Source organism: Paraburkholderia phytofirmans PsJN (assembly GCF_000020125.1).
GTDB lineage: Bacteria > Pseudomonadota > Gammaproteobacteria > Burkholderiales > Burkholderiaceae > Paraburkholderia > Paraburkholderia phytofirmans.
Genome location: NC_010681.1, coordinates 3555580 through 3579176, shown reverse-complemented (window position 1 = coordinate 3579176; position 23597 = coordinate 3555580). Strand labels below are relative to the sequence as shown.

18 protein-coding genes are annotated in these 23597 nt (G+C 61.5%); 4 read left to right on the top strand and 14 right to left on the bottom strand.

Annotation, left to right across the window (positions count from 1 at the left end):
• Window positions 1–18 precede the first annotated feature (18 nt).
• The 7 genes from BPHYT_RS15765 to BPHYT_RS15735 all read right to left on the bottom strand — a co-directional run bounded on the left by BPHYT_RS15765 (window position 19) and on the right by BPHYT_RS15735 (window position 8050).
• Window positions 19–1683, bottom strand: a complete 1665-nt coding sequence (locus tag BPHYT_RS15765) for an ABC transporter substrate-binding protein (protein ID WP_012434138.1) — start codon at window positions 1681–1683, stop codon at window positions 19–21.
• A 316-nt stretch (window positions 1684–1999) separates the two neighbouring features.
• Window positions 2000–3019, bottom strand: coding sequence for a HoxN/HupN/NixA family nickel/cobalt transporter (locus BPHYT_RS15760; protein WP_012434137.1), 1020 nt, complete (start codon window positions 3017–3019; stop codon window positions 2000–2002).
• An 18-nt stretch (window positions 3020–3037) separates the two neighbouring features.
• The gene (locus BPHYT_RS15755; RefSeq protein ID WP_012434136.1) at window positions 3038–3553 is read right to left on the bottom strand and encodes a cupin domain-containing protein; all 516 of its coding nucleotides are present in this window, start codon (window positions 3551–3553) and stop codon (window positions 3038–3040) included.
• Window positions 3554–3729: 176 nt separating this feature from the next.
• Entirely contained in the window at window positions 3730–5835 is a 2106-nt protein-coding gene (gene fusA / locus BPHYT_RS15750) for an elongation factor G (protein WP_012434135.1), read from the bottom strand.
• A gap of 330 nt (window positions 5836–6165) precedes the next feature.
• A complete protein-coding gene (locus BPHYT_RS15745) occupies window positions 6166–6684 on the bottom strand; it encodes a DUF192 domain-containing protein (RefSeq protein ID WP_012434134.1) in 519 nt (172 codons plus the stop codon).
• Window positions 6685–6829: 145 nt separating this feature from the next.
• Complete coding sequence (locus BPHYT_RS15740) at window positions 6830–7024, bottom strand: hypothetical protein (protein ID WP_041758551.1); 195 nt, start codon at window positions 7022–7024, stop codon at window positions 6830–6832.
• Between the two features lie 456 nt (window positions 7025–7480).
• Entirely contained in the window at window positions 7481–8050 is a 570-nt protein-coding gene (locus tag BPHYT_RS15735; protein ID WP_012434133.1) for a pseudouridine synthase, read from the bottom strand.
• Between the two features lie 315 nt (window positions 8051–8365).
• Here BPHYT_RS15735 and icd point away from each other — a divergent pair, with 315 nt between their 5' ends.
• The gene (gene icd / locus BPHYT_RS15730; RefSeq protein ID WP_012434132.1) at window positions 8366–9622 is read left to right on the top strand and encodes an NADP-dependent isocitrate dehydrogenase; all 1257 of its coding nucleotides are present in this window, start codon (window positions 8366–8368) and stop codon (window positions 9620–9622) included.
• Window positions 9623–9923: 301 nt separating this feature from the next.
• The gene (locus BPHYT_RS15725; protein ID WP_012434131.1) at window positions 9924–10739 is read left to right on the top strand and encodes a hypothetical protein; all 816 of its coding nucleotides are present in this window, start codon (window positions 9924–9926) and stop codon (window positions 10737–10739) included.
• 197 nt (window positions 10740–10936) lie between these two features.
• Here BPHYT_RS15725 and BPHYT_RS15720 read toward each other — a convergent pair whose 3' ends face one another.
• Window positions 10937–11143 (bottom strand): cold-shock protein, encoded by a 207-nt coding sequence (locus tag BPHYT_RS15720; protein ID WP_007180614.1) that lies wholly within the window; start codon window positions 11141–11143, stop codon window positions 10937–10939.
• A 548-nt stretch (window positions 11144–11691) separates the two neighbouring features.
• Between BPHYT_RS15720 and clpS the strand changes: the two genes are divergently transcribed.
• Entirely contained in the window at window positions 11692–12006 is a 315-nt protein-coding gene (gene clpS, locus BPHYT_RS15715) for an ATP-dependent Clp protease adapter ClpS (protein WP_012434130.1), read from the top strand.
• Window positions 12003–14300, top strand: a complete 2298-nt coding sequence (gene clpA / locus BPHYT_RS15710) for an ATP-dependent Clp protease ATP-binding subunit ClpA (RefSeq protein ID WP_012434129.1) — start codon at window positions 12003–12005, stop codon at window positions 14298–14300. Before clpS ends, clpA begins: the two co-directional genes overlap by 4 nt.
• Window positions 14301–14366: 66 nt before the next feature.
• Here clpA and BPHYT_RS15705 read toward each other — a convergent pair whose 3' ends face one another.
• From BPHYT_RS15705 to ileS, 6 genes are all read right to left on the bottom strand, one after another.
• The gene (locus BPHYT_RS15705; protein WP_012434128.1) at window positions 14367–16877 is read right to left on the bottom strand and encodes a hypothetical protein; all 2511 of its coding nucleotides are present in this window, start codon (window positions 16875–16877) and stop codon (window positions 14367–14369) included.
• Window positions 16878–17276: 399 nt separating this feature from the next.
• The gene (gene dut / locus BPHYT_RS15700; protein ID WP_012434127.1) at window positions 17277–17723 is read right to left on the bottom strand and encodes a dUTP diphosphatase; all 447 of its coding nucleotides are present in this window, start codon (window positions 17721–17723) and stop codon (window positions 17277–17279) included.
• Between the two features lie 13 nt (window positions 17724–17736).
• Complete coding sequence (locus BPHYT_RS15695; protein WP_012434126.1) at window positions 17737–18756, bottom strand: LLM class flavin-dependent oxidoreductase; 1020 nt, start codon at window positions 18754–18756, stop codon at window positions 17737–17739.
• A gap of 75 nt (window positions 18757–18831) precedes the next feature.
• Window positions 18832–20046 (bottom strand): bifunctional phosphopantothenoylcysteine decarboxylase/phosphopantothenate--cysteine ligase CoaBC, encoded by a 1215-nt coding sequence (gene coaBC, locus BPHYT_RS15690; RefSeq protein WP_012434125.1) that lies wholly within the window; start codon window positions 20044–20046, stop codon window positions 18832–18834.
• Window positions 20047–20157: 111 nt separating this feature from the next.
• Window positions 20158–20676: a signal peptidase II gene (gene lspA / locus BPHYT_RS15685; protein WP_012434124.1), complete on the bottom strand. Its 519-nt coding sequence runs from the start codon at window positions 20674–20676 to the stop codon at window positions 20158–20160.
• The gene (gene ileS, locus BPHYT_RS15680) at window positions 20676–23513 is read right to left on the bottom strand and encodes an isoleucine--tRNA ligase (protein ID WP_012434123.1); all 2838 of its coding nucleotides are present in this window, start codon (window positions 23511–23513) and stop codon (window positions 20676–20678) included. The genes lspA and ileS overlap by 1 nt, the downstream gene beginning before the upstream one ends.
• Window positions 23514–23597 lie beyond the last annotated feature (84 nt).

The window sequence follows — 23597 nt, the reverse complement described above, 5'->3', positions numbered from 1 at the left end:
GCGCTCAGGCATTCGACATCACGCGCTCAACACCGCGCGGTCGAAATAGAGTTGCGCGAGTGCGGTGAAGCGCACGCCGTTCACACCCTTGCGCATGGCGATCAGTTGATCGTAGAAGAAGGGAATGATGATGGGCGTTTCGTCGAGCAAGAGCGTCTGGATCTGCCCGGAGATTTTCTTCTGCGAGCCGAGATCGATGGCGGCGACGAACTGCTCGACCAGTTGATCGTATTGCGGATTCTTGAAGTGCGCGGCGTTCCACGTGCCGGTGCTGGTGAGCGGCGCATTCAGGAACACGTTCGGCACGCCGCGATGACCGTAGTCGGTAATGCCGAGCGGCGAGTCGAGCCAATCCGATTTGCCCGGCGTGCCCGCGCCGTAATACAGCGACTGGCTCTCGACCTTCAGATTGATGCGCACGCCGATTGCCTTCGCCGCGTTTTGCACGACTACCGCGAGATCGGGAATCTCCATGTATTTTTCGGTGGTCAGCGTCACGTCGAATCCGTTCGGCACGCCCGCTTGCGCGAGCAACTGCTTCGCTTTCGCGACGTCGATCTTGCGCTGCGGCACGCCCGCATCCGACGACGGAAACACCGGCGCGAACGGACTGTCGTTGCCGAGTTGCGCGCGTCCTTTGAAGAGGCCGCGCACCAGCACGTCGCGATCCAGCGACAACGCCAGCGCCTGGCGCACGCGCTTGTCCTTGAACAGCGGACTGTCGTTGCGCATGTGAATCTGCCGATGCGCGCTCGACTTCACGCCCACGGCTTTGTAATCCGGATTGTTCAGAATGCCGGCGCCGCCCTGCACGGTGAAGGTGCCCATCACGTCGGCCTGATGGCCTTGCAGCGCGAGCAATTGCGCCTGCTCGTCGGCGTAGAAGGAGAACTGTACGCGTTGCGGTAACGCTTTGTCGCCCCAGTAATCGGGATTGCGCACGAACGACGCGCCCACCTTCGCCTGATACTTTTCGAGCTTGAACGGGCCTGTGCCGATGAAGCTCTTCTCATAACCGCCCGCATAGTTCGCGGGCAGGATCACGGCGTTGTAATTGTCCGAGGAAACGTAGTAGGGGAAATTGCCGTTCGGCGCATCCAGATGAAACGCGACCGTGTGGTCGTCGACCACTTTCGCGCCGCCTTTCGACAGCACGCCCTTGAGCACGGACAGCGCGGCGGAGCCGCTGGCCGGATCCGCGAGGCGGTCGAAGGTGGCGGCCACGTCTTTGGCGGTGAACGGCTGACCGTCGTGGAACTTGACGTTCGGACGCAGCTTGAAGGTCCACACATCGCCCTTGTCGTTCGGTTTCCACGACAAGGCGAGCGCCGGCTTCAGCACGAGCTTTTCGCCGTCGTCGTCGATCAGGAATTCGCCGGTCTGGTTCAGCAGCGCAAGACTGGCGGCGTCGGTCACCGTGAGCGGATCGACCGCGCCCGCCGGCGTCAGGTGAGCCACGCGGATCGTCTGATTCGACGCGCCTGCGGTGCCTTGTGCCCGTGCTCGCGGTGCATTCAGCACGCCGCCGCCCACCAGCGACAAACCGATCACGCTGGCATAGCGCAGCAGATCGCGGCGCGTGATGCGGCCGGCGCGGAATTCGTCGATGGCGTGGTTGCCGTAGGCGTCGGCGGTGAGGCGGGCTGCGTCGAGTGCGAGAAATCGGTCCGCGGGAGTCTTCATCGATGGAGTGTCCAGTCCGTTCTGTTGCCGGTTCTGAAGGGCCGCGCCAGATGCGCGCGACAGGCGACGGTATTGCGATGACGAAAGCGTCGAGGCGAAGCGGGTTCAGTGTAAGCGATTGCTCGTGGATTCGGAGCGCTTGCGGCGCTTGCGGGTTCACGTTGGGCGGATAAAAGGGCGGCTGTGTATCGTCACCACAACGTTCGGCGCGGGCGTGATGCGAGGCATGTCCGCGACGTCCGCCGCTGCGGCAGCGCAACGGCCAATCCCGCGAATGGAAACCTTACCGACCGCGGCGCGCGCCAGGGTGTTGGATTTACCGCGCGACCGCGTCCGGGCGCCGCCAGCGGTGGAACAGCACCGAGCCGATCCAGCACGCCATGAACATCGCGACGATGCCATAGCCCAACGCACCGAAGCGCTCGTTCACGCTGGCCACCGCATTCCATACGCCGCCGTTCAAGCCGAGTTTGTCCGACAGCAGACCGAGCGCCTCGACGCCGCCGATCACGATCGCCACCACCGCGGAGACGAACGTGATGCTCGCGTTGTAGTAGAGCTTGCGTTTCGGGTCGTCCATGGCCCAGCCGTAGGCGTGGACCATCAGCACGTTGTCGGTCGAATCCACCAATGTCATGCCGGCGGTAAAGAGCGCGGGGAATACGAGGATCGAATAGAGCGGCAGACCTTTGCCGGCTTCGGACGCGGCAATCGCCAGCAGGCCGATTTCGGTCGCGGTGTCGAAGCCGAGTCCGAACAGCACGCCGACGGGGTACATGTGCCAGCTTTTCGTCACGAGCCTGAAGAGCGGTCGCAGCGCGCGCGACAACAGACCGGCGGGCGCAATCGAGTCCGGCGTGTGAGCGGGCAGTTCGCCACCGCGTTGGACGTGCCGATAGCGGCGCCACACGTCGCGCAGAATCACGAGGTTGACGGCGGCCAGCATCAGCAGAAAGCTCGCGGAGACAAGCGTGCCGATCGTGCCGCCGACGGCTTTGAACGTCTCGAAACGGCCGTGCAGCGAATGCGCGGTCCACGCGATGCCGATTGTCGCGAGAATCACGATTGTCGAATGCCCCAGCGAAAACGATAGCCCGACGCCGAGCGGACGCTTGCCGGTTTGCATGAGCTTGCGCGTGACGGCGTCGATCGCCGCGATGTGATCGGCGTCGACCGCATGACGCAAGCCAAAGCCGTACGCGAGCAGCGCGGTGCCGAGCAGCAGCGGGTAGTGGCGAAACGCGATCAGCGCCCACGCCCACGCGCCGAGATTGGCGGCGATCAGCACGGCGTACAGCGTGAATAGGCGTGGGCGCAGGGAAGCGGTCGGCGTCATGAGTCGCGTGGGCAAAAGTTAGTGATCGTGCGGATGCTTGTGAATCGGATCGACCCAGAACACCGTTTCGGGCTGTTCCACCGCGTCGATGTTTAGATTGACCACCACCGCTTCGTTGTCGCTGCGCACCAGCACGCATTCGAGCGGGTCGTCCGTACTCGCGTTGATTTCCTGATGCGGCACATACGGCGGCACGAAAATGAAATCGCCGGGGCCGGCTTCGGCGGTGAACTCCAGATGCTCGCCCCAGCGCATGCGCGCCTGGCCGCGCACCACGTAGATCACGCTTTCGAGCGCGCCGTGATGATGCGCGCCGGTCTTCGCATTCGGATGGATCGTGACGGTGCCGGCCCAGATTTTCTGCGCGCCGACGCGCGCGGCGTTGATCGCGGCCGCGCGATTCATGCCCGGCGTCTGCGCGGTGTTGGTATCGAGCTGATCGCCTTTGATGACCTTCACGCCGTGCTCGCGCCAATCGACCGGCGCAGCCGGCGGCACGTCCTTGTAATGCGGGTGTTCGTGATCCTGGCTCATGATGTGTCTCCTCGAGGGCGAGAGTCCCGGCGTTCGGCACGGCGCCGTCCGGCATTTTTGCATGTTCAAAAACGTGCGTGTGAAGAAGCCCTGTGTGCGGCGCAGCGGATGAAAAAAAGCCCGTCCACAGGGGACGGGCTTCTTGCCGTTGGCGTGTGCTGCCTTCAGCGTGGTGCTTACTTGTGCTTCGCGTTGATCACGGCTTCAGCGACGTTGCTCGGCGTTTCCGCGTAATGCTTGAACTCCATCGTATAGGTCGCGCGGCCCTGCGTCGCGGAGCGCAGCGACGTGGAGTAGCCGAACATCTCCGCGAGCGGCACTTCGGCGCGCACCAGCTTGCCGCCGCCGCCGGCGATGTCTTCCATGCCTTGCACCATGCCGCGACGGCTGGACAGGTCGCCCATCACGTTGCCCATGAAGTCTTCCGGCGTTTCCACCTCGACGGCCATCATCGGTTCGAGCAGCACAGGCTTGGCTTTGCGCATCGCTTCCTTGAAGGCCATCGAGCCGGCCATGCGGAACGCGTTTTCGTTCGAGTCGACGTCGTGGTACGAACCGAAGGTCAGCGTCACCTTCACATCCACCACCGGATAACCGGCCAGCACGCCGGCCTTCAGCGTTTCGACGATGCCCTTGTCGACTGCCGGAATGTATTCGCGTGGAATCACGCCGCCCTTGATCGCATCGACGAATTCGTAACCCTTGCCTTGCGGCGCCGGCTCCAGCGTGATCACCGCGTGGCCGTACTGACCGCGGCCACCCGACTGCTTGACGAACTTGCCTTCCACATCTTCGACCTTGTTGCGCACCGTCTCGCGATACGCGACTTGCGGCTTGCCGACGGTTGCCTCGACGCCGAACTCGCGCTTCATGCGATCGACCAGAATTTCCAGGTGCAACTCGCCCATGCCCGAGATGATCGTCTGGCCGGATTCTTCATCCGTCTGCACGCGGAACGACGGATCTTCCTGGGCAAGACGGTTCAGCGCGATGCCCATCTTTTCCTGGTCGACCTTGGTCTTCGGCTCGACAGCCTGCGAGATCACCGGCTCCGGGAAGATCATTCTTTCGAGGATGATCACGTTGTTCGGATCGCACAGCGTATCGCCCGTGGTCGCTTCTTTCAGGCCGACGGCCGCGGCGATGTCGCCCGCGTAGACTTCCTTGATTTCCTTGCGCTCGTTCGCGTGCATCTGCAAGATCCGGCCAAGGCGTTCCTTCTTTTCCTTGACCGCGTTGTAGACCGTGTCTCCCGAATTCACCACGCCGGAATAGACGCGGAAGAAGATCAACTGGCCGACGAACGGGTCGGTCATGATCTTGAAGGCGAGCGCCGAGAACGGATCGGTGTCGGTCGGATGGCGCTCGATTTCCTTGTCGTATTCATCGTGGCCGGTAATGGCGGGCACGTCGACCGGCGAGGGCAGATAGTCGATCACCGCGTCGAGCATGGCTTGCACGCCCTTGTTCTTGAACGCGCTGCCGCACAGCATCGGCACGATTTCGTTGGCGATGCAGCGCGTGCGAATGCCGTACTTGATTTCCTCTTCGGTCAGCGTCTCGCCACCGAGGTATTTGTCGAGCAATTCCTCGTTCGCCTCAGCCGCGGCCTCGACCATTTTGTCGTGCCATTCCTTCGCGGTCGCCGCGAGTTCCGGCGGAATATCACGGTATTCGAACTTGATGCCCTGGTTTTCTTCGTCCCAGTAAATCGCCTTCATCTTGACCAGATCGACCACGCCCTGGAAATGATCTTCCGCGCCGACCGGAATCTGGATCGGCACGGCGTTGCCCTTCAGGCGATCACCGATTTGCCGCTGCACGCGGAAGAAATCCGCGCCCACGCGGTCCATCTTGTTGACGAACGCAATGCGCGGCACCTTGTATTTGTTCGCCTGACGCCACACGGTTTCCGACTGCGGCTGCACGCCGCCGACCGAGTCGTACACCATGCACGCGCCGTCGAGCACGCGCATGGAGCGCTCCACTTCAATCGTGAAGTCGACGTGTCCGGGGGTGTCGATGATGTTGATCCGGTGTTCCGGATAGTTGCCGGCCATGCCCTTCCAGAAAGCGGTGGTGGCCGCCGACGTGATGGTGATGCCGCGCTCCTGCTCCTGTTCCATCCAGTCCATCGTTGCCGCACCGTCGTGAACCTCGCCGATCTTGTGGGTCACGCCGGTGTAGAACAGGATGCGTTCAGTGGTGGTGGTTTTGCCGGCATCGATGTGAGCGCTGATGCCGATATTCCGGTAGCGCTCGATGGGAGTCTTGCGGGGCACGTGAACCTCCTTGGAATGGCGCGCCTGAAACGCTTGCCGGGCGGCAGTCTGTGCTGCCCGGGGAGCCTGGGTGCTGCTTTACTAAGATTACTAGGATAGCGCGTCGGCCCGTCTTTTGCAGGAATCTTGCCAGCCGGACGGGAAGGCGTGCTGGCAAGGCTTCGGCTGCCGGCGCCGCGCGCGTCGTTGGGTCGTTGCATCGCGAGGCGCGCATATCGCGCGGTCAGATGCGGCGGCGCAGAAAAGAAAAGAGCCGTCGCCTCGAAACGAGACGACGGCTCCTGGCAAGCGGTGGAGCGAAGCGGCAGTGCCGGCCCGCGACCTGGCGACTTATTGCGCGGCCGGCAGACCCTGAATCTTCATCCCCGGTTTGATGCCCTTCGACGTGAACCAGCCTTTGCTCATCTCCAACGCATACACGCCGTTGTTCTTCGGGCAGTGATTGTTGGTGGTCTCGGCCTGCATCTCGTCGATGTCGGTGACCGTGCCGTCGGCGCGCATGAACGCGATCGACAGCGGGATCAGCGTGTTCTTCATCCAGAAGCAATGCACGGCATTTTCGCCGAAGACAAACAGCATGCCTTCGTTCGGTGCGAGATTCGTGCGATACATCAGGCCCTGCTCGCGATCCGCGTCGTTCGCGGCGACGGCGGCGTCGATCACGAACATGCCCGCGGTCAGCTTCGCGCGGGGAAACTCGCCAGGCTGTTTGGCGCCGGCCGGCATCTGCTGCGCATGCGCAGGTGCAGCGGTGGTAGCGACCAATGTGATCGATGCGGACAGTGCGGCGAGCGGCAGTGCAACGGCAACAGCGAAACGCGCAATCAACGAGCGCATGGAAAATCGCACGGCATGACTCCTTGCTGGAAATTAACCCGCGAATGTTACGCGAGCGCGTCAAAAACAAAAAGGCAGATCGCCTTGCGGTGATCTGCCTTTCAACGCCGTAAGAACGGCAATGAAGCTAGTTCTTGACTGCGTTTTTACAACAAACTTACTCCGAAGCGCCCGAAGCTGCAGCTGCTGCTGCTGCCTTCTTGTGCGACTTCTTGTGAGCGTGCTTCGTGGTCTTCTTTGCCGACGAAGCTGCTGCCATCGGAGCTGCCGAAGCTGCTGCCGGTGCCGAAGCTTGTGCGAATGCTGCCGTTGCGAAGAGACCAGCGACCAGAGCGGCGATCAGTTTGTTCATTTTGTGAATCCTCAGCTTTAGTTAATTAACCAAATGACCCGGTTATATGTAGAGTCATGTCGGTAAACGTGCCATCCACCTTTCGGTTGACATCCGCATCGACAAATTTTTCGACGCGTCTGCTTTAGCGCTCAGACTGCCCGCACCTACCGCAAAAGCGGCTTGCACAAAGGCCCTTAAGGCTGAATGCCGGACAGCTTTAGGCGGCATCTGCGTCGAATAACGCCTGAGCTCGCGCGCCGGTTGACGTGAATTTTGTGGAAAAGTTATATGCGCTTGCGTTGGCGCGAATGAGAGACTGCGGCGTACGCGCGCATGTATTTGTTTCACGCGTTTTCACACTAGTTTCACGCGCTCTTTTGTTTGCGGATACAACGAGTTAGCTTAACTTTTTGGCGACGTGAATCGCCGGCGTGTTATGGATTCGGTCGTCAATCGACGCGTGTGTGCGGATGATCAGGCGATGCCTTCCCACGGCGCCTTCGGTGACAATTCGACGCTCTCTCCCGGTTGCAGCCCCAGCGAAAAAATGTCGAGCGCGCCGATGCCGACACGTACTAAGCGCAGCGTCGGGAACCCCACCGCGGCAGTCATGCGACGCACCTGGCGGTTCTTGCCTTCGGTGATCGATAGCTCGATCCATGTGGTCGGTATCGCGGCGCGGAAACGGATCGGCGGCGTGCGTGTCCAGAGCGCGTCCGTCGGCTCGACATATTCCGCGCGGCAAGGCCGCGTCACGTAGTCGCCGAGATCGACGCCGCGCGCAAGCTTTTTCAGCGTGGCCGCATCGACGGCGCCTTCCACTTGCGCCCAGTAACGTTTGACCAGCTTGTGACGCGGCTCGGCGATACGCGCTTGCAATGCGCCGTCGTCGGTGAGAAGCAGCAGGCCTTCGCTGTCGGAGTCGAGCCGGCCCGCGGGGTACACGTCGGGCACCTTGACCCAGTCGGCCAGCGACGCGCGCGTCTCGTGGGGCGAGAACTGACAGATGGTGCCGAACGGTTTGTTCAGAGCGAGAAGGTGCATAGGAAAAAGAAGAAGGGCGTAGCGAGGCCTGCGAATGCGCCAAGGGCACCGGGCTGACCGTAAATGGCAGGATAATAAAGCAAAATGCGCGGCCAGATACCTTTAGTCTTATATAAGACATAAGACTTGTGCCTCACCGTTCCGCATTCGTCCATGTTGGAAAACCCCGAGCCGTTGCCGCCTCGGAGCGGCCGCCGCGTGGGCTAGAATAGCGGCCAGGCCGCTTGCAGTCGTCCGGCATTGCGCGTAGCGAGGAGCGCCCCATTTCGCAGTCTCCCCATCAGCTTTCAGCACAGCCTTCACTGGAGTCCGATCATGCCGTATCAGCACATCAAGGTTCCGACCGGTGGTGACAAGATCACCGTCAACGCCGATTTCTCGCTCAACGTGTCCGATCAGCCGATCATTCCGTATATCGAAGGCGACGGCACCGGCCTCGACATCACGCCGGTCATGATCAAGGTCGTGGACGCCGCGGTCGAAAAAGCGTACGCCGGCAAAAAGAAAATCCACTGGATGGAAATCTACGCCGGCGAGAAATCGACCAAGGTGTATGGCCCGGACGTGTGGCTGCCGGAAGAGACGCTGCAGGTGCTCAAGGAATACGTCGTGTCGATCAAGGGGCCGCTCACCACGCCGGTCGGCGGCGGCATCCGCTCGCTGAACGTCGCGCTGCGCCAGGAGCTGGACCTGTACGTGTGTTTGCGTCCGGTGCAGTATTTCAAGGGCGTGCCTTCGCCGGTGCGTGAGCCGGAGAAGACCAACATGGTGATCTTCCGCGAGAACTCGGAAGACATCTACGCCGGTATCGAATGGCCGGCCGAATCGGAACAGGCGAAGAAGGTCATCAAGTTCCTGCGCGAAGAAATGGGCGTGAAGAAAATCCGCTTTCCGGATACTTCGGGGATCGGCATCAAGCCGGTGTCGCGTGAAGGCACGGAGCGTCTGGTGCGCAAAGCGATTCAATACGCGATCGACAACGAACGCCGCTCGGTCACGCTGGTGCACAAGGGCAACATCATGAAGTTCACCGAAGGCGCGTTCCGCGACTACGGTTATGCGCTGGCGCAAAAAGAGTTCGCCGCGGAACTGATCGACGGCGGCCCGTGGATGAAGATCAAGAATCCCAAGACCGGTGGCGACATCGTCCTGAAGGATGTGATCGCCGACGCGTTCCTGCAGCAGATCCTGCTGCGTCCGGCGGAGTACGACGTGATCGCCACGCTCAACCTGAATGGCGACTATGTGTCGGATGCGTTGGCCGCGCAGGTCGGCGGTATCGGCATCGCGCCGGGCGCGAACATGTCGGATTCGGTCGCGATGTTCGAAGCCACGCACGGCACGGCACCGAAGTACGCCGGCAAGGACTACGTGAATCCGGGTTCGGAGATTCTCTCGGCGGAAATGATGCTGCGCCATCTCGGCTGGACCGAGGCAGCGGACCTGATCATCAAGTCGATGGAAAAATCGATTCTGCAAAAGCGCGTTACCTACGACTTCGCGCGCCTGATGGAAGGCGCGACGCAGGTGTCGTGCTCGGGCTTTGGCCAGGTGCTGATCGAAAACATGTGACTGATTGCGTTGAACTGACGCAGGCCGTATCCGCAACCCCGGCGCTGAGAAGCGGCCGGGGTTGTTTGTTTTGGGCGTGCGGAATGTCGCTAGTTCGGACGCATCGCGACACCGAAAAAAAACGCGCTATCGCTTCGCCGGCGCGGCCGCACGAGCGTGATAGGCATTGCGAACCGTTATTGAGATGCCTGCGTTGCGGCGTCGGTTAAGTTACGCCGCAGCGAGCGCCGCTCGCCCGGCGCGAGGCTCGTACAACCTGATCCGAGCCTCGGCCGCGTCACTGCATGCAAACACAATAACGATGAATACGAACCTCACACCCATCGTCGCGAATGTCTATGTCGCCGCGCCGAGCTATGGCGCCGTCGTCACCACCGGCTACGCGCTCGGGCTTCTGGATCTCCACGATCTGGCGCAGCAATACGGCTTCGGCGTGCGCGTGAACTTCAACAGTTTCGACAGTCTCATCACGCGCGCCCGCAACACCATGGTCGCGGAGTTTCTCGCCGACGATCGCTTTACGCATCTCATGTGGATCGATAGCGATATCGGTTTCAAGGGCGAGGATGTCGTGCGCCTTCTGCGGGCGAACCGTCCGGTCGTGGCCGGCGTCTATCCGATGAAGAACGATGGCTGGCCCGCCGCGGGTCTCGCGCAGCCGCTGCCGGCCGGTTCGACGCGCGCGGACTTCCGGACCATGCACGCGTCGTATCCGGCCGTGGCGCGCTCCGACACGCTCGAACCGGACGCGGACGGATTCCTCGACGCGCTCGATGCGCCGACGGGCTTCATGCTGATCCGGCGTGAAGTGTTTCTCAAGCTGATTCGGGAGTATCCGGAGTTGCATTGCCGCTCGCGCTTTGTCGGCCGCCCGGAATTCGACGAGGGCAAGGCGGCTGACTTTTTCTATGCGTTTTTCGACACCGGCATCGATCCCGAGACGCGGGTGTACCTGTCCGAGGACTACTGGTTCTGCCGACTGGTGGCGAGCATCGGCATCACGCCGGCGATCGACGCCCGTTCGAACCTGACACACCAGGGCATTGCCGTGTATGAAGGCGATGTCGCCCGAAGCCTGGAACTGCAGCGCACGATGATGCGCCATACCGCCGCATAGGCGTGGCGCCCGTGCTGCCCGCCGACGTCTGGAGCGAAAACGGTGCACGGCCATCATCGCAAAACCGGAAGCCGGCATTGAACCGGAGTTCCGCCCGATATGTGGGACGCACGTTCAATCAGCACGACTAGATACTGACGTCCAAAAAAAGAAACCCGGCACGAAGCCGGGTTTCAAAGGACGGGTATCGAGCAGTATCAGGCAGGTGCCTGGATGTTCGATGCCTGTTTGCCTTTCGGGCCTTGCACGACCTCGAAGGTCACCTTTTGGCCTTCCTTCAGGGTCTTGAACCCATTCATCTGGATGGCCGAGAAGTGTGCAAACAGATCCTCACCACCTTCGTCAGGCGTGATGAATCCGAAACCTTTTGCGTCATTGAACCATTTGACCGTACCAGTTGCCATTCCAACTTCCCCTGTAACTCATGTCACTACCACGAGCCCTCGAAAAGCTCGACGACCGCGCGATGCAGCCGCTCCCTCCTCACAAGCTCACCATCGGCATTTTTTCGAAATTATGGCGCAGTGAAAAAAGTGCCAGCTTGATTGTTGAGGCTCTTTATTCGGGTGTCAAGAAAATTTTGAGACGCAGTTGTGACGTTGCAAACAGGCCATTTCCAGGGTTTTTCCCGCTTTCGTTATGTGCGGTTGCGCAAGCGGGCCGTCTTGAAAAGTCGCATAATCGACTCACATGCTGTTCTGCGGCGCGCACCGCTCAAGTTGGGGCCGGGCGAGCCGTCAGCCAGTTAAGGCAGGTTGTGCGATACTCGATCCGACTGCGGTGCAACACGACCGCAAGGCATCACAGGATAGGGGCCGGCTCCGCAATCGGCTCGTCGATTTAACGCACCCATGGCGGGTAATCCCCATCAGGCGGTAGCGAACGGGCTCACCGGCAGGTTGCCGGGTTTTGACAGGATTGCGGGCCTGTCCTAGTTGTTTAGAATGGGTGTATGGCGATTATCCCGGACAAGCAGGACGGCACCGTACTGGAGCGGCAGGAGAAAAAGCTCAAGCCGCCATCCATGTACAAGGTGGTGCTGCTGAATGACGACTTCACGCCAATGGAATTTGTCGTGATGGTCGTGCAGGAATATTTCAATAAAGATCGTGAAACCGCAACACAGGTAATGTTGAAGGTGCATCGCGAGGGCAGGGGAGTTTGTGGGGTCTATACGCGGGACATCGCGTCGACCAAAGTCGAGCAAGTCGTTACCCACGCACGGCAGGCCGGGCATCCGCTGCAGTGTGTGATGGAGGAAGCATGATTGCCCAGGAACTGGAAGTCAGCCTGCACATGGCGTTCATGGAAGCACGCCAGGCGCGGCACGAGTTCATAACGGTCGAACATCTTTTGCTGGCACTGTTGGACAACCCAACGGCCGCGGAGGTGTTGCGTGCATGCGCGGCCAATATCGAGGATCTGCGCCAGAACCTGCGCAACTTCATTCATGACAACACGCCGACCGTGCCTGGCACGGACGACGTCGACACGCAGCCCACGCTGGGTTTCCAGCGTGTGATCCAGCGCGCGATCATGCATGTTCAGTCCACCTCGAATGGCAAGAAGGAAGTGACCGGCGCGAACGTGCTGGTGGCGATCTTCGGCGAGAAGGATTCGCATGCGGTGTACTACCTGCAACAGCAGGGCGTGACGCGTCTGGACGTGGTGAATTTCATCTCGCACGGCATCGCCAAGACGAGCAGCACGGACGCCGCGAAAGCGAGCGACGCGAATGCCGAGTCCGACGAAGCCGCCGCGCAGAAGGAAACCCCGCTCGCGCAGTTCACCCAGAATCTGAACCAGATGGCGAAAGACGGCCGCATCGATCCGCTGATCGGACGCGAGTCGGAAGTCGAGCGTGTGGTCCAGGTACTGTGCCGCCGCCGTAAGAACAATCCGCTGCTAGTCGGCGAGGCGGGCGTCGGCAAGACGGCGATCGCCGAAGGTCTCGCTTGGCGCATTACGCGCGGCGAAGTGCCGGACATTCTCGCGGATGCCCAGGTGTATTCGCTCGACATGGGCGCGCTGCTCGCCGGCACTAAATATCGCGGCGACTTCGAACAGCGTCTGAAGACGGTCCTCAAGGAATTGAAGGAACGTCCGCACGCGATTCTGTTCATCGACGAAATTCATACGCTGATCGGCGCAGGCGCTGCGTCGGGCGGCACGCTGGACGCGTCGAACCTGCTCAAGCCAGCGTTGTCGTCGGGCACGCTGAAGTGCATCGGCGCGACCACGTTCACGGAATATCGCGGCATCTTCGAAAAAGACGCGGCGTTGTCGCGCCGTTTCCAGAAGGTCGACGTGACCGAGCCGACCGTCGAACAGACGGTGGCGATCCTGCGTGGCCTGAAGTCGCGTTTCGAAGAGCATCACGGCGTGAAGTATTCGTCGGGCGCGCTGTCGGCGGCGGCTGAGTTGTCGGCACGCTTCATCACGGATCGTCATTTGCCGGACAAGGCGATCGACGTGATCGACGAAGCGGGCGCGGCGCAACGCATCCTGCCGAAGTCGAAGCAGAAGAAGACCATCGGCAAGAACGAGATCGAGGAAATCATCTCGAAGATCGCTCGCGTCCCGCCGCAAAGTGTGTCGCAAGACGATCGCAGCAAGCTGCAAACGCTGGATCGCGATCTGAAGAGCGTGGTGTTCGGGCAAGACCCAGCAATCGACGCGCTGTCCGCCGCGATCAAGATGGCGCGTGCGGGTCTCGGCAAGCTGGACAAGCCGATCGGCGCGTTCCTGTTCTCCGGTCCGACCGGTGTCGGCAAGACCGAAGTGGCGAAGCAACTGGCGTTCACGCTGGGTATCGAGCTGATCCGCTTCGACATGTCGGAATACATGGAACGTCATGCGGTCAGCCGTTTGATCGGTGCGCCGCCGGGCTATGTCGGTTTCGACCAGGGCGGTCTGCTGACCGAAGCTGTCACGAAGAAGCCGCATTGCGTGCTGCTGCTCGACGAAATCGAGAAAGCGCATCCGGACATCTACAACGTGCTGCTGCAGGTCATGGACCATGGCACGCTGACGGACAACAACGGCCGCAAGGCGGATTTCCGCAACGTCATCATCATCATGACGACGAATGCGGGCGCCGAGGCAATGGGCAAGTCGGTGATCGGCTTCACGAATCGTCGGGAAACCGGCGACGAAATGGTCGACATCAAGCGCATGTTCACGCCTGAGTTCCGTAACCGTCTGGACGCAACGATCAGCTTCCGTTCGCTCGATGAAGAAATCATCATGCGCGTGGTCGACAAGTTCCTCATGCAGCTGGAAGATCAGTTGCACGAGAAGAAGGTCGATGCGCTCTTCACCGACGCGCTGCGCAAGCATCTCGCCAAGCACGGTTTCGATCCGTTGATGGGCGCCCGGCCGATGCAGCGTTTGATCCAGGACACGATCCGTCGTGCACTGGCCGACGAACTGCTGTTCGGCAAGCTGATGAACGGCGGCCGCGTGTCGGTCGACGTGGATGCCGAAGACAAGGTGCAATTGACCTTCGACGAACATCCGGCGCCGCGCAATCCGAATCCGGAAGCGGTGGAAATCGAGTAAGCGTACGCGGTAGTATTGACAAAAAACGGCGTGGGCCAGGTCCACGCCGTTTTTTTTGAGCCGACGTTATTGATCGAACGTGATCGGCTTGTTCATGTAGGCGTTCAGTTTCTGTCTTGCCCAGGGCTCAGGATTACCGATTGCGGAAACGATGCCCGTCGTTGCGCCACCGCCGAGCAGCACGGTGAAGATGCCTCGCAACGGGAAGTCGGCGTACAGAGGGCTCGACACGTCGAATGGTTCGGAGCGGATGAACATGTCCTCGGCCGTAGCACCCATGCTCTGCTGGAACGCTTCCGGGAACTGCAGCGCGAGAATGGCGGGATGCACGTTGTGGTAGTCGGAGCCGATTGCAGGATCGCCGAGCAGACAACTCCCGCCCGTGCCCCAATGTTGAGAGTCGAAATTCGTCGCGACCGGGTCGGTCGTGTTCGGAATGCGGCTCGCGGGCATCTGCCATGGCATCACCGGCAATTTGAGCGCGCGGCTGACTGCCTTGCAGAAATCGAAGTAGCGGTCCCATTCGCGTGGGCCGTAGCAGTAGCCGTTCACGTAGGCGCGTTGCGTGAAGTCGTCGGCTTCGTAGCGATCGATCGCCAGGAAGTCGGGCGCGTAGGGTGCGTTGTAGACGCCGAGGCTCGTCACATAGTCCGCAGTCTGTTGAGCCATCTCGGCGGGATCGATGTCGTCCGCGTAGATCCATTCCGAGAAGCCGACACCCCAAAGATTGATCTGCCAGCCGAAGGTCACGCTGGGCGCCACCGTGCGCGTCAGCCAGTTCACCGCGAGCACATAGCCCGCAATGGTCTCGCTGACGTCGGCAGGAATGGCGGCCGTGATCGACCAGCGGTCGAGTGCTTGCTGTAGCGGTCCGCGCACGGGCATCGGGTAGGTCGCTCCGTAGTTGGCTTGCTGGCAAGCGCCCAGAAAGTCTGGGTTCACGATAAAGCCCGCGGGGACGGGGTGCTCGGTGTCGACGGCCTCCATCGCGATGTTGAGCGCCAGGATGTAGTTGGAAAAACTGTGCGCGTGAGCGTCGGCGTTGGCGAGGATGGTGGGCGTGTCGCCGAGCGAAAGATTGCATGTGTACGACACCATGACCGGCAAGACGGGTTGAATGTTGCCCAGTTGGGTTTCGACGGTGCGCGCGAGCGTGATGGTCGCTCGGGTTTGCGGGTCGTCGGTCAGATAGACGGTTGAATCGCCGGCGCCGTCGGTGCCGGCATAGTCGAAGACCGAGGTCGCGCGTGCCGCAGCGAAGTCCACCTGATTGGACGGCGTCAGGTTGGCACAGCCGCCGAAGCACAGGTAGGCGGGAAAGCCGCGCACACTGAGATTGGCCGATGCCTCGATCGTCACGTCGAGTTCAGCGCCGCCGCTGGCTGGCACGCTCAAAAGCGATGGCGTTTCGACGGCGTAGACGACGCTGGTGTCGAGGAAATCGTTGGCCACTACGGTGTAGTCGCCCGGTTGAACCAGGGCCGAGAAAGCGGTCTGTTGCGACGTTGCCGTGACGTTCTGCAGATAGTTCATGCTGCCGCCAATCAGACGCAACGGGAGCTGCCGGTCGAGTGGATCGTCGGCGGTGACATTGATCGCGACCCTGGTATAGCCCGTGGTGTCGACGTTTTCCGTCTTCACCATGGAATTGTCGATGGCTACGGTCTGCAATGCGTTCGTCAGCGTGACAAGCGGAACGTTGAACGAATAGTCGACATTGTCGAGTGCGACGTTCTGAATCGACACACGTGCCATGCCCGATGGCGGCAGCTTGCGCAAGGAAGTGACGTGGTTGGTCGTCGTGGCGAATACGGCCAGCGTTTCGCCTGTCGTGCTGTCGGTCAATGTGACGTTGAGCGTTTCGGTCGACAACCCTGACAGCGACCCGATCGAAATATCAAGTGCGCAATAGTATTCGACGGGAGCGAATGTCACCCCGAGCGTGGCCGTCGCGCCGGCCACGACGTCGATCGTGTTGCGGTCGATCACGAGCGGCGCTATGACCGTCTGATCGCTTGTGTTGACACTGTCGCCCGTCACCGCGTAGGTCCCCTGGTCGACGGCGATGCTGTCAGTGGCCCCATAGCCAAGCGGCATCATGACGCCCGCGTCCCCTCGCGTGAGGGTGAGCACGGGCGCAATGCCGGCTAGCGCCGGATCCGGCGCGGGCGCACAAGTTACGGACACCGTCCCGCTGATGGCCGGCGCCTGGTCGGCGGCGAACACAAATGAATCGAGCCAGGTTTGCGGGTCGGTCAAGAGATCGCCGTTCACGCCGATCGTAATCTGGTCGGCCGGCTGCATCGTATAGCTGGTCGTGTAGCGGATCATGGCAGTGACATCGAAGGTGCCGTCGCCGATCTGCGTTGCGTCCGCGGTGATGGCGTCGATGACCCATGTGCTGAACGACGGCTGGATAGCCGTGGCGTCCAGATTGGCCGGCGAGCGAAAGTTGAACTCGAGGAACTGGTTGACGGCGACCGCGCTACCGTCTTCATAGCGCAGGTTGGAAACGATGATCGTGCCATACCATTCGTTAGCGCCTGAACCAACGATCGCATCATATTTGATCTTCATACAAGCTCCATTCAGCGTAGACCGGCGAACATCGAGCGCCCGCATGGGCTAAAAAAGAGTTCTGTCCGGACGGGTGATTATCAGCAATACGTTAAAACTAATACGTATGCCTAAATAACAGGTCTGATATAAGAATGTGATTTCGGTCTTTAGCCTCCTGCGTTTGCGTGGATAAGAGTGGGAAAGGCGAGCAATACGACGGCCGAATGTCGATTAATTTTTTAGGCCGACTGAATCGTTAGTGGTGTTGATTGATTTATAGGTGGAGGGTGGTCATGTCAAAATGGGACAAGTCCGAATTTAATCTGCCGCTCGCGAAAGGCGCGAGGGATATGTGAGGGGGAGAGAACCGTGCTGATTTAAGCTTATTCAGCACGGTTTTAGGCAAACGTGACGGACTTAATGCTTGCCTGTGCTGCCAAAGCCACCGGCGCCGCGATCGCTGGTTTCAAAATCGTCGACGATATTGAACTCCGCTTGCACGACCGGCACGATTACCAGTTGCGCAAGACGTTCCATCGGATTCAACACGAACGTGGTCTCGCCACGGTTCCATGTCGAAATCATCAGTTGACCTTGGTAATCGGAATCGATCAGGCCGACCAGATTACCCAGCACGATTCCATGCTTATGTCCCAGGCCCGAGCGCGGCAGAATCAGCGCGGCATAGCCCGCATCGCCGACGTGAATCGCCAGACCCGTCGGCACCAGAGCGGTTTCGCCGGGCTTCAACGTCAACGCTTCGTCGAGGCACGCGCGCAGGTCGAGGCCCGCGCTGCCGGTGGTGGCGTAAGCCGGGAGCTGATCGCGCATGCGCGCGTCGAGAATCTTCAGGTCGAGTTTCATGCAGGTTCGAAGGTTAAGAAGTGGAGGCCGGGCGTTCGAGCTGGAACGCTTCGGCGAGAAGTTCATAGGAGCGCAGACGGGCGCGGTAGCTGCCCGCTACGGTGAGCACGATCAGTTCGTCGGCGTCGAACTGTTGCTGCAAGGCATGCAAGCGCTCAGTGACCGTTTCCGGGGTGCCGATGATGCTGCGCGGCTTTTCGCGGTCGATCACCAGACGCTCGCGCTCGCCGTATTCCTGCGCGACGCCCTGTTCGATCGTCGGGATCGGTTCGTTCAGGCCGTAGGCCATTTGCACGCGGCGCAGATCGACGGCTTTTTCCAGATCGGCCGCTTCCTGTTCGGTGTCGGCGCAAATCACGAATACGGCGGCCGCCAGATACGCTTGTTGAATGTCCTGGCCGGCCTTAAAGCGCTCGCGATACGCCTGCGCGACCTGATGCCCGAAATGCGCGTTGATGAAGTGCGCAAACGCGAAGGGAATGCCGAGCTGCGCCGCCAGCAAGCCGCCGAATTCGCTCGACCCGAGCATCCAAACCTGTGGACGCGTATCGATTTGCGGCTGCAGCAGCACGCCGCTCGCAATGTGATCGGCGGGCAAGGTGCCGTGTATCAGCCCAAGCAGATCGGCCACTTGCTGCGGAAAAATATCGCCGCGATTATAGGCTCCGGCAGCGACGGCTTGCGCCGTGCGCATGTCGCCGCCGGGCGCGCGTCCCACGCCCAGGTCGATGCGATTGGGGAACAGCGCTTCGAGCATCATAAATTGCTCGGCGACCTTGAACGGGCTGTAGTACGGCAACATCACGCCGCCGGAACCGAGTCGGATGTGTCGGGTCACGCTGCCGAGGCGCGCCAGCATCACCTCGGGGCAAGGGTTCGACACGCCGCGCAAGCCGTGATGCTCGGCGCACCAGTAACGCGTGTAGCCGAGGTCGTCGGCGAGTTGCGCGAGTTCGACCGTGGCGGCAATCGCATCCGCCACCGAGTGCCCGGCAATCACGGGCGTTTGATCGAGTACGGAGAGTCGCGTCATGTCAGTACCGCTCCAGATGATTCCCTTCGCCAACGCGACCCACGGCGACCGCATTCAAGCGGCTGCCGGAATCGCTCAGCGAATCAGACTTGTGTCGGGCAGACGCTTCGCGATCTCCGCGATCAGCGCGCGCGCGAGCGTCTGCTTGTCGGCGCGTGGCAGCTTCGTCGCGCCGCCTGCTTCGAACAGGATCACTTCGTTATCGTCGAGGCCGAAGGTCAGCGGGCCGAGATTGCCGATCAGAAGCGGCACGTTTTTGCGCACGCGTTTTTCTTCGCCGTGAACTTCCAGATCGCCGCTTTCGGCGGCAAAGCCGACCGTGAACGGCGGATGCGGCAGCTTCGCCACCGAGGCCAGAATGTCCGGATTTTCAACGAAGGAAAACGTGGGCAGCGCACGCTCCGCAGTCTTCTTGATCTTGTGCTCGCTGGCGTGATCGACACGCCAGTCGGCCACTGCGGCCACGCCGATGAATATGTCGGCGTCCGCGACCGAGCGCATCACCGCGTCATGCATCTGCTGCGCGGTCTGCACGTCCTGACGGAAAACGCCCCACGGCGTTTCGAGCGCGACGGGACCGGCGATCAAATGCACCTCGGCGCCCGCCTGCTGCGCGGCGCGCGCCAGCGCAAAGCCCATCTTGCCGCTGGAGCGGTTGGTGATGCCGCGTACCGGGTCGAGCGGTTCGAACGTTGGCCCGGCGGTCAGCAGCACACGCTTGCCGGCGAGAATTTTCGGCGCGAAGAACGAGGCGATCGCTTCGTAAGTGGCGGCCGCTTCGAGCATGCGGCCGTCGCCGACTTCGCCGCACGCTTGCGGGCCGGAATCGGGCCCGAGTACTTCGATGCCGTCCGCGCGCACTTGCGCGACGTTGCGTTGCGTGGCCGGGTTCTGCCACATCTGCCGGTTCATGGCCGGCACCACCAGCAGCGGACAATCGCGGGCGACACACAACGTGGACAGCAAATCGTCGGCCATGCCGTGCGCGAGTTTGGCGAGGAAGTCGGTCGAGGCGGGCGCGATCACGATCGCATCCGCTTCACGCGACAGATCGATGTGCGCCATGTTGTTCGGCACGCGCCCGTCCCACTGGCTCGTGTAGACCGGGCGGCCCGAGAGCGCCTGCATGGTGACGGGGGTGATGAACTGCGTGGCCGCTTCGGTCATGACGACCTGCACGGTCGCGCCGGCCTTGGTCAACAGACGCGTGAGTTCGGCGATCTTGTAGCAGGCAATGCCGCCCGTCATGCCGAGGACGAGGTGTTTTCCTGCGAGTTCTGCGGTTGCCAACGAAAGCCTCCGACAAAGCGTGATGGCGGGCAGCGAGGCATTGCGTCCCCGCCGCCGCGTCTTTCAAAGCATACTTGCGCGCTAACGTCAGCGCGCAGTCAGCGTGGGCCGTTAGCGCGAACCGCGCACGCGGCGCAACTCGTCGAGCACCAGCAGCACCGCGCCGACCGTAATCGCGCTGTCGGCGAGATTGAACGCCGGCCAGTGCCACGTGCGCAGGTGGAAATCGAGGAAGTCGATCACGTGGCCATACGCGAGCCGGTCGATCACGTTGCCGAGCGCGCCGCCGAGAATCAGCGCGAGCGCCGTGCAGAACATTTTCTGCCCGCCGTGACGCTTGAGCAGATAGCAGATCACGAGCGCGGCCACCACGCCGAGCGCGGTGAACGCCCAGCGTTGCCAGCCGCCCGCCATGGCGAGGAAGCTGAATGCCGCGCCGCGGTTGTACACGAGGATCAGGTTGAAAAACGACGTGACCTCATGCGCGACACCGTAGGCGAACACTTTCTGCACCGCGATTTTCGTCAACTGATCGAACAGGATGACGATCAGTGCGACGCCCAGCCAGGGCGCCAGCGACCCGTTTGCAGCAGATGTTTTTGGCGCGGTTTTCGACATGGTTCTGGCCATTATGCCGCGCTCCTGATTTCACCGTTGCCGAACAGATTGCTGAAGCAGCGGTCGCACAGCGTGGGGTGTTCGGCGTTCGCGCCGACGTCCGCGCGATAGTGCCAGCAGCGTTCGCACTTCAGATACTTCGAAGCAATGACTTCGACCGCTTCCTCGGCTTCGCTATCCACCTTCACGACCGTTGCAGCCGACGTGATCAGCACGAACTTCAGATCGTCGCCGAGGCTTGTGAGCGCGTCGTAGCGCGCGCCGCTCGCGCGGATTTCCACTTCCGCCTGCAAAGACGAACCGATCAGGTTCGCGACGCGCGCTTCTTCCAGCGCCTTGGTCACGTCGCTGCGCGCGGCGCGCAGGAGCGTCCATTTGTCGAGCAGCGCGCCGGCGTCCGGCACGGCCGGGAACGCGTGATACGTCTCGGTGAAGATCGTTTCGCTATTCGGCTGGAAGATCTTCCACGCTTCTTCGGCGGTGAACGACAGGAACGGCGCCATCAGACGCAGCAGGCCGTGCGCGATGTGATACAGCGCGGTCTGCGCCGAGCGGCGCGCGACGGAGTCCGCAGCCGTGGTGTACAGACGGTCCTTCAGCACGTCCAGATAGAAGCCGCCGAGGTCTTCCGAGCAGAACGTCTGCAGCTTGGCGACCACCGGGTGGAATTCGTACTTGTCGTAGTGCGAGAGGATATCGTTCTGCAGATTCGTCGACAGCGCCACCGCATAGCGATCGATCTCGAGCCAGTCTTCGACCGGACGCGCGTGTTGCGCGAAGTCGAAGTCCGACAGATTCGCGAGCAGGAAGCGCAGCGTGTTGCGGATACGGCGATAGCCTTCCGTCACACGCTTCAGGATTTCTTCCGAGATCGCCAGTTCACCCGAATAATCGGTCGACGCGATCCACAGGCGGATGATTTCCGCGCCGAGGCGGTTCGCCACTTCATGTGGGTCGATACCGTTGCCGAGCGACTTGCTCATCTTGCGGCCTTCGCCGTCCACGGTGAAGCCGTGCGTGAGCAGCGCGTTGTACGGCGGACGGCCGTCGAGCATCGAGGCGGTCAACAGCGACGAGTGGAACCAGCCGCGATGCTGGTCCGAGCCTTCCAGATACAGGTCGGCAGGGAATTGCAGCTCGTCTTTGTGTGAGCCGCGCAGCACGTGCCAATGCGTGGTGCCTGAGTCGAACCAGACGTCGAGCGTGTCGCGGTTCTTTTCGTACATGTTGGCGTCGTCGCCGAGCAATTCACGCGGGTCGAGCGTTTGCCATGCTTCGATGCCGGCCTTTTCCACGCGTTGCGCGACTTCTTCAAGCAACTCCAGCGTACGCGGATGCAGTTCGCCGGTTTCCTTGTGCACGAAGAACGCCATCGGCACGCCCCATTGGCGTTGGCGCGACAGCGTCCAGTCCGGGCGGTTGGCGATCATGCTGAACAGGCGCTGCTTGCCCCACGCCGGATAGAAGGCGGTGTTCTCGATGCCTTCAAGCGCGGTTTCGCGCAGCGTCTTGTCGGTATCGTTAGGCTTCACGTCCATGCCGGCGAACCATTGCGAGGTCGCGCGGTAGATGATCGGCGTCTTGTGGCGCCAGCAGTGCATGTAGCTGTGCGTGTACTTCTCGGTGCGCATCAGCGAGCCGGCGCCTTGCAGCGCTTCGACGATCTGCGGGTTGGCCGCCCAGATCGACAGGCCGCCGAACAGCGCGAGCGATTCGATATAGCGGCCGTCGCCCATCACCGGATTGATGATGTCCGAGTCGGCCATGCCGTGCGCCTTGCACGACACGAAGTCTTCCACGCCGTACGCCGGCGACGAGTGCACGATGCCCGTGCCCGTTTCGGTCGTCACGTAGTCGCCGAGAAAGACCGGCGCCGTGCGCTTGTAGCCCGGATGCGCGGACGCGAGCGGGTGGTTGAAGCGCACGTTGACGAGCTTCGCGCCCGGCGCGGTGGCGACGATCGTGCCTTCGAGGCCGTACAGCTTCAGGCACGCTTCAACGCGCTCTTCAGCGAGGATCAGCAGGCCGCGCGGCGTGTCGACCAGCGCATAGACGATTTCCGGATGCAGGTTCAGCGCCTGGTTGGCGGGGATGGTCCACGGCGTGGTGGTCCAGATCACGATGCCGCCTTCCTCGCGCGGCAGCGCACTCAAACCGAACGCCTGCGCCGTCTTTTCCGGCTCGGCGAAGCTGAACAGCACGTCGATGGTCGGATCGGTCTTGTCCTTGTATTCGACTTCCGCTTCGGCGAGCGCCGAGCCGCAGTCGAAGCACCAGTTCACCGGCTTCAGGCCGCGGAACACGTAGCCTTTCTCCATGATCTTCGCGAGCGCGCGGATTTCGCCGGCTTCGTTCGTGAAGTTCATGGTCTTGTACGGATTGTCCCAGTCGCCGAGCACGCCAAGACGCCGGAAGCCGACCTTCTGCTTCTCGATCTGTTCGGTCGCGTAGGCGCGCGCCTTCTGCATGACTTCAGCGGCCGGCAGCGACTTGCCGAATTGCTTTTCGATCTGGATTTCGATCGGCATGCCGTGGCAATCCCAGCCCGGCACATAGACCGCGTCGAAGCCCGCCAGATTGCGCGCCTTGACGATCATGTCCTTGAGGATCTTGTTCACCGCGTGGCCGAGGTGGATGTCACCGTTCGCATACGGCGGGCCGTCGTGCAGGATGAACTTCTTGCGGCCCTTGGAGGCGGCGCGGATCGTTTCGTAGACCTTGCGCTCCTGCCATTCCTTGACCCATTGCGGCTCGCGCTTGGGCAGGTCGCCGCGCATCGGGAACGGCGTGTCGAGCAGGTTGACCGGGTAGCGTGACTGCGGTTTCGAATCGGCTTTCTTATTGCTCATGATGAGGTCGCGGTGAATTCTTTCTATGCGCGGTAGCGCGCGGAATGCGCACGATGCGCGAGGGCGTTGGGCGCGCCCGGCAGG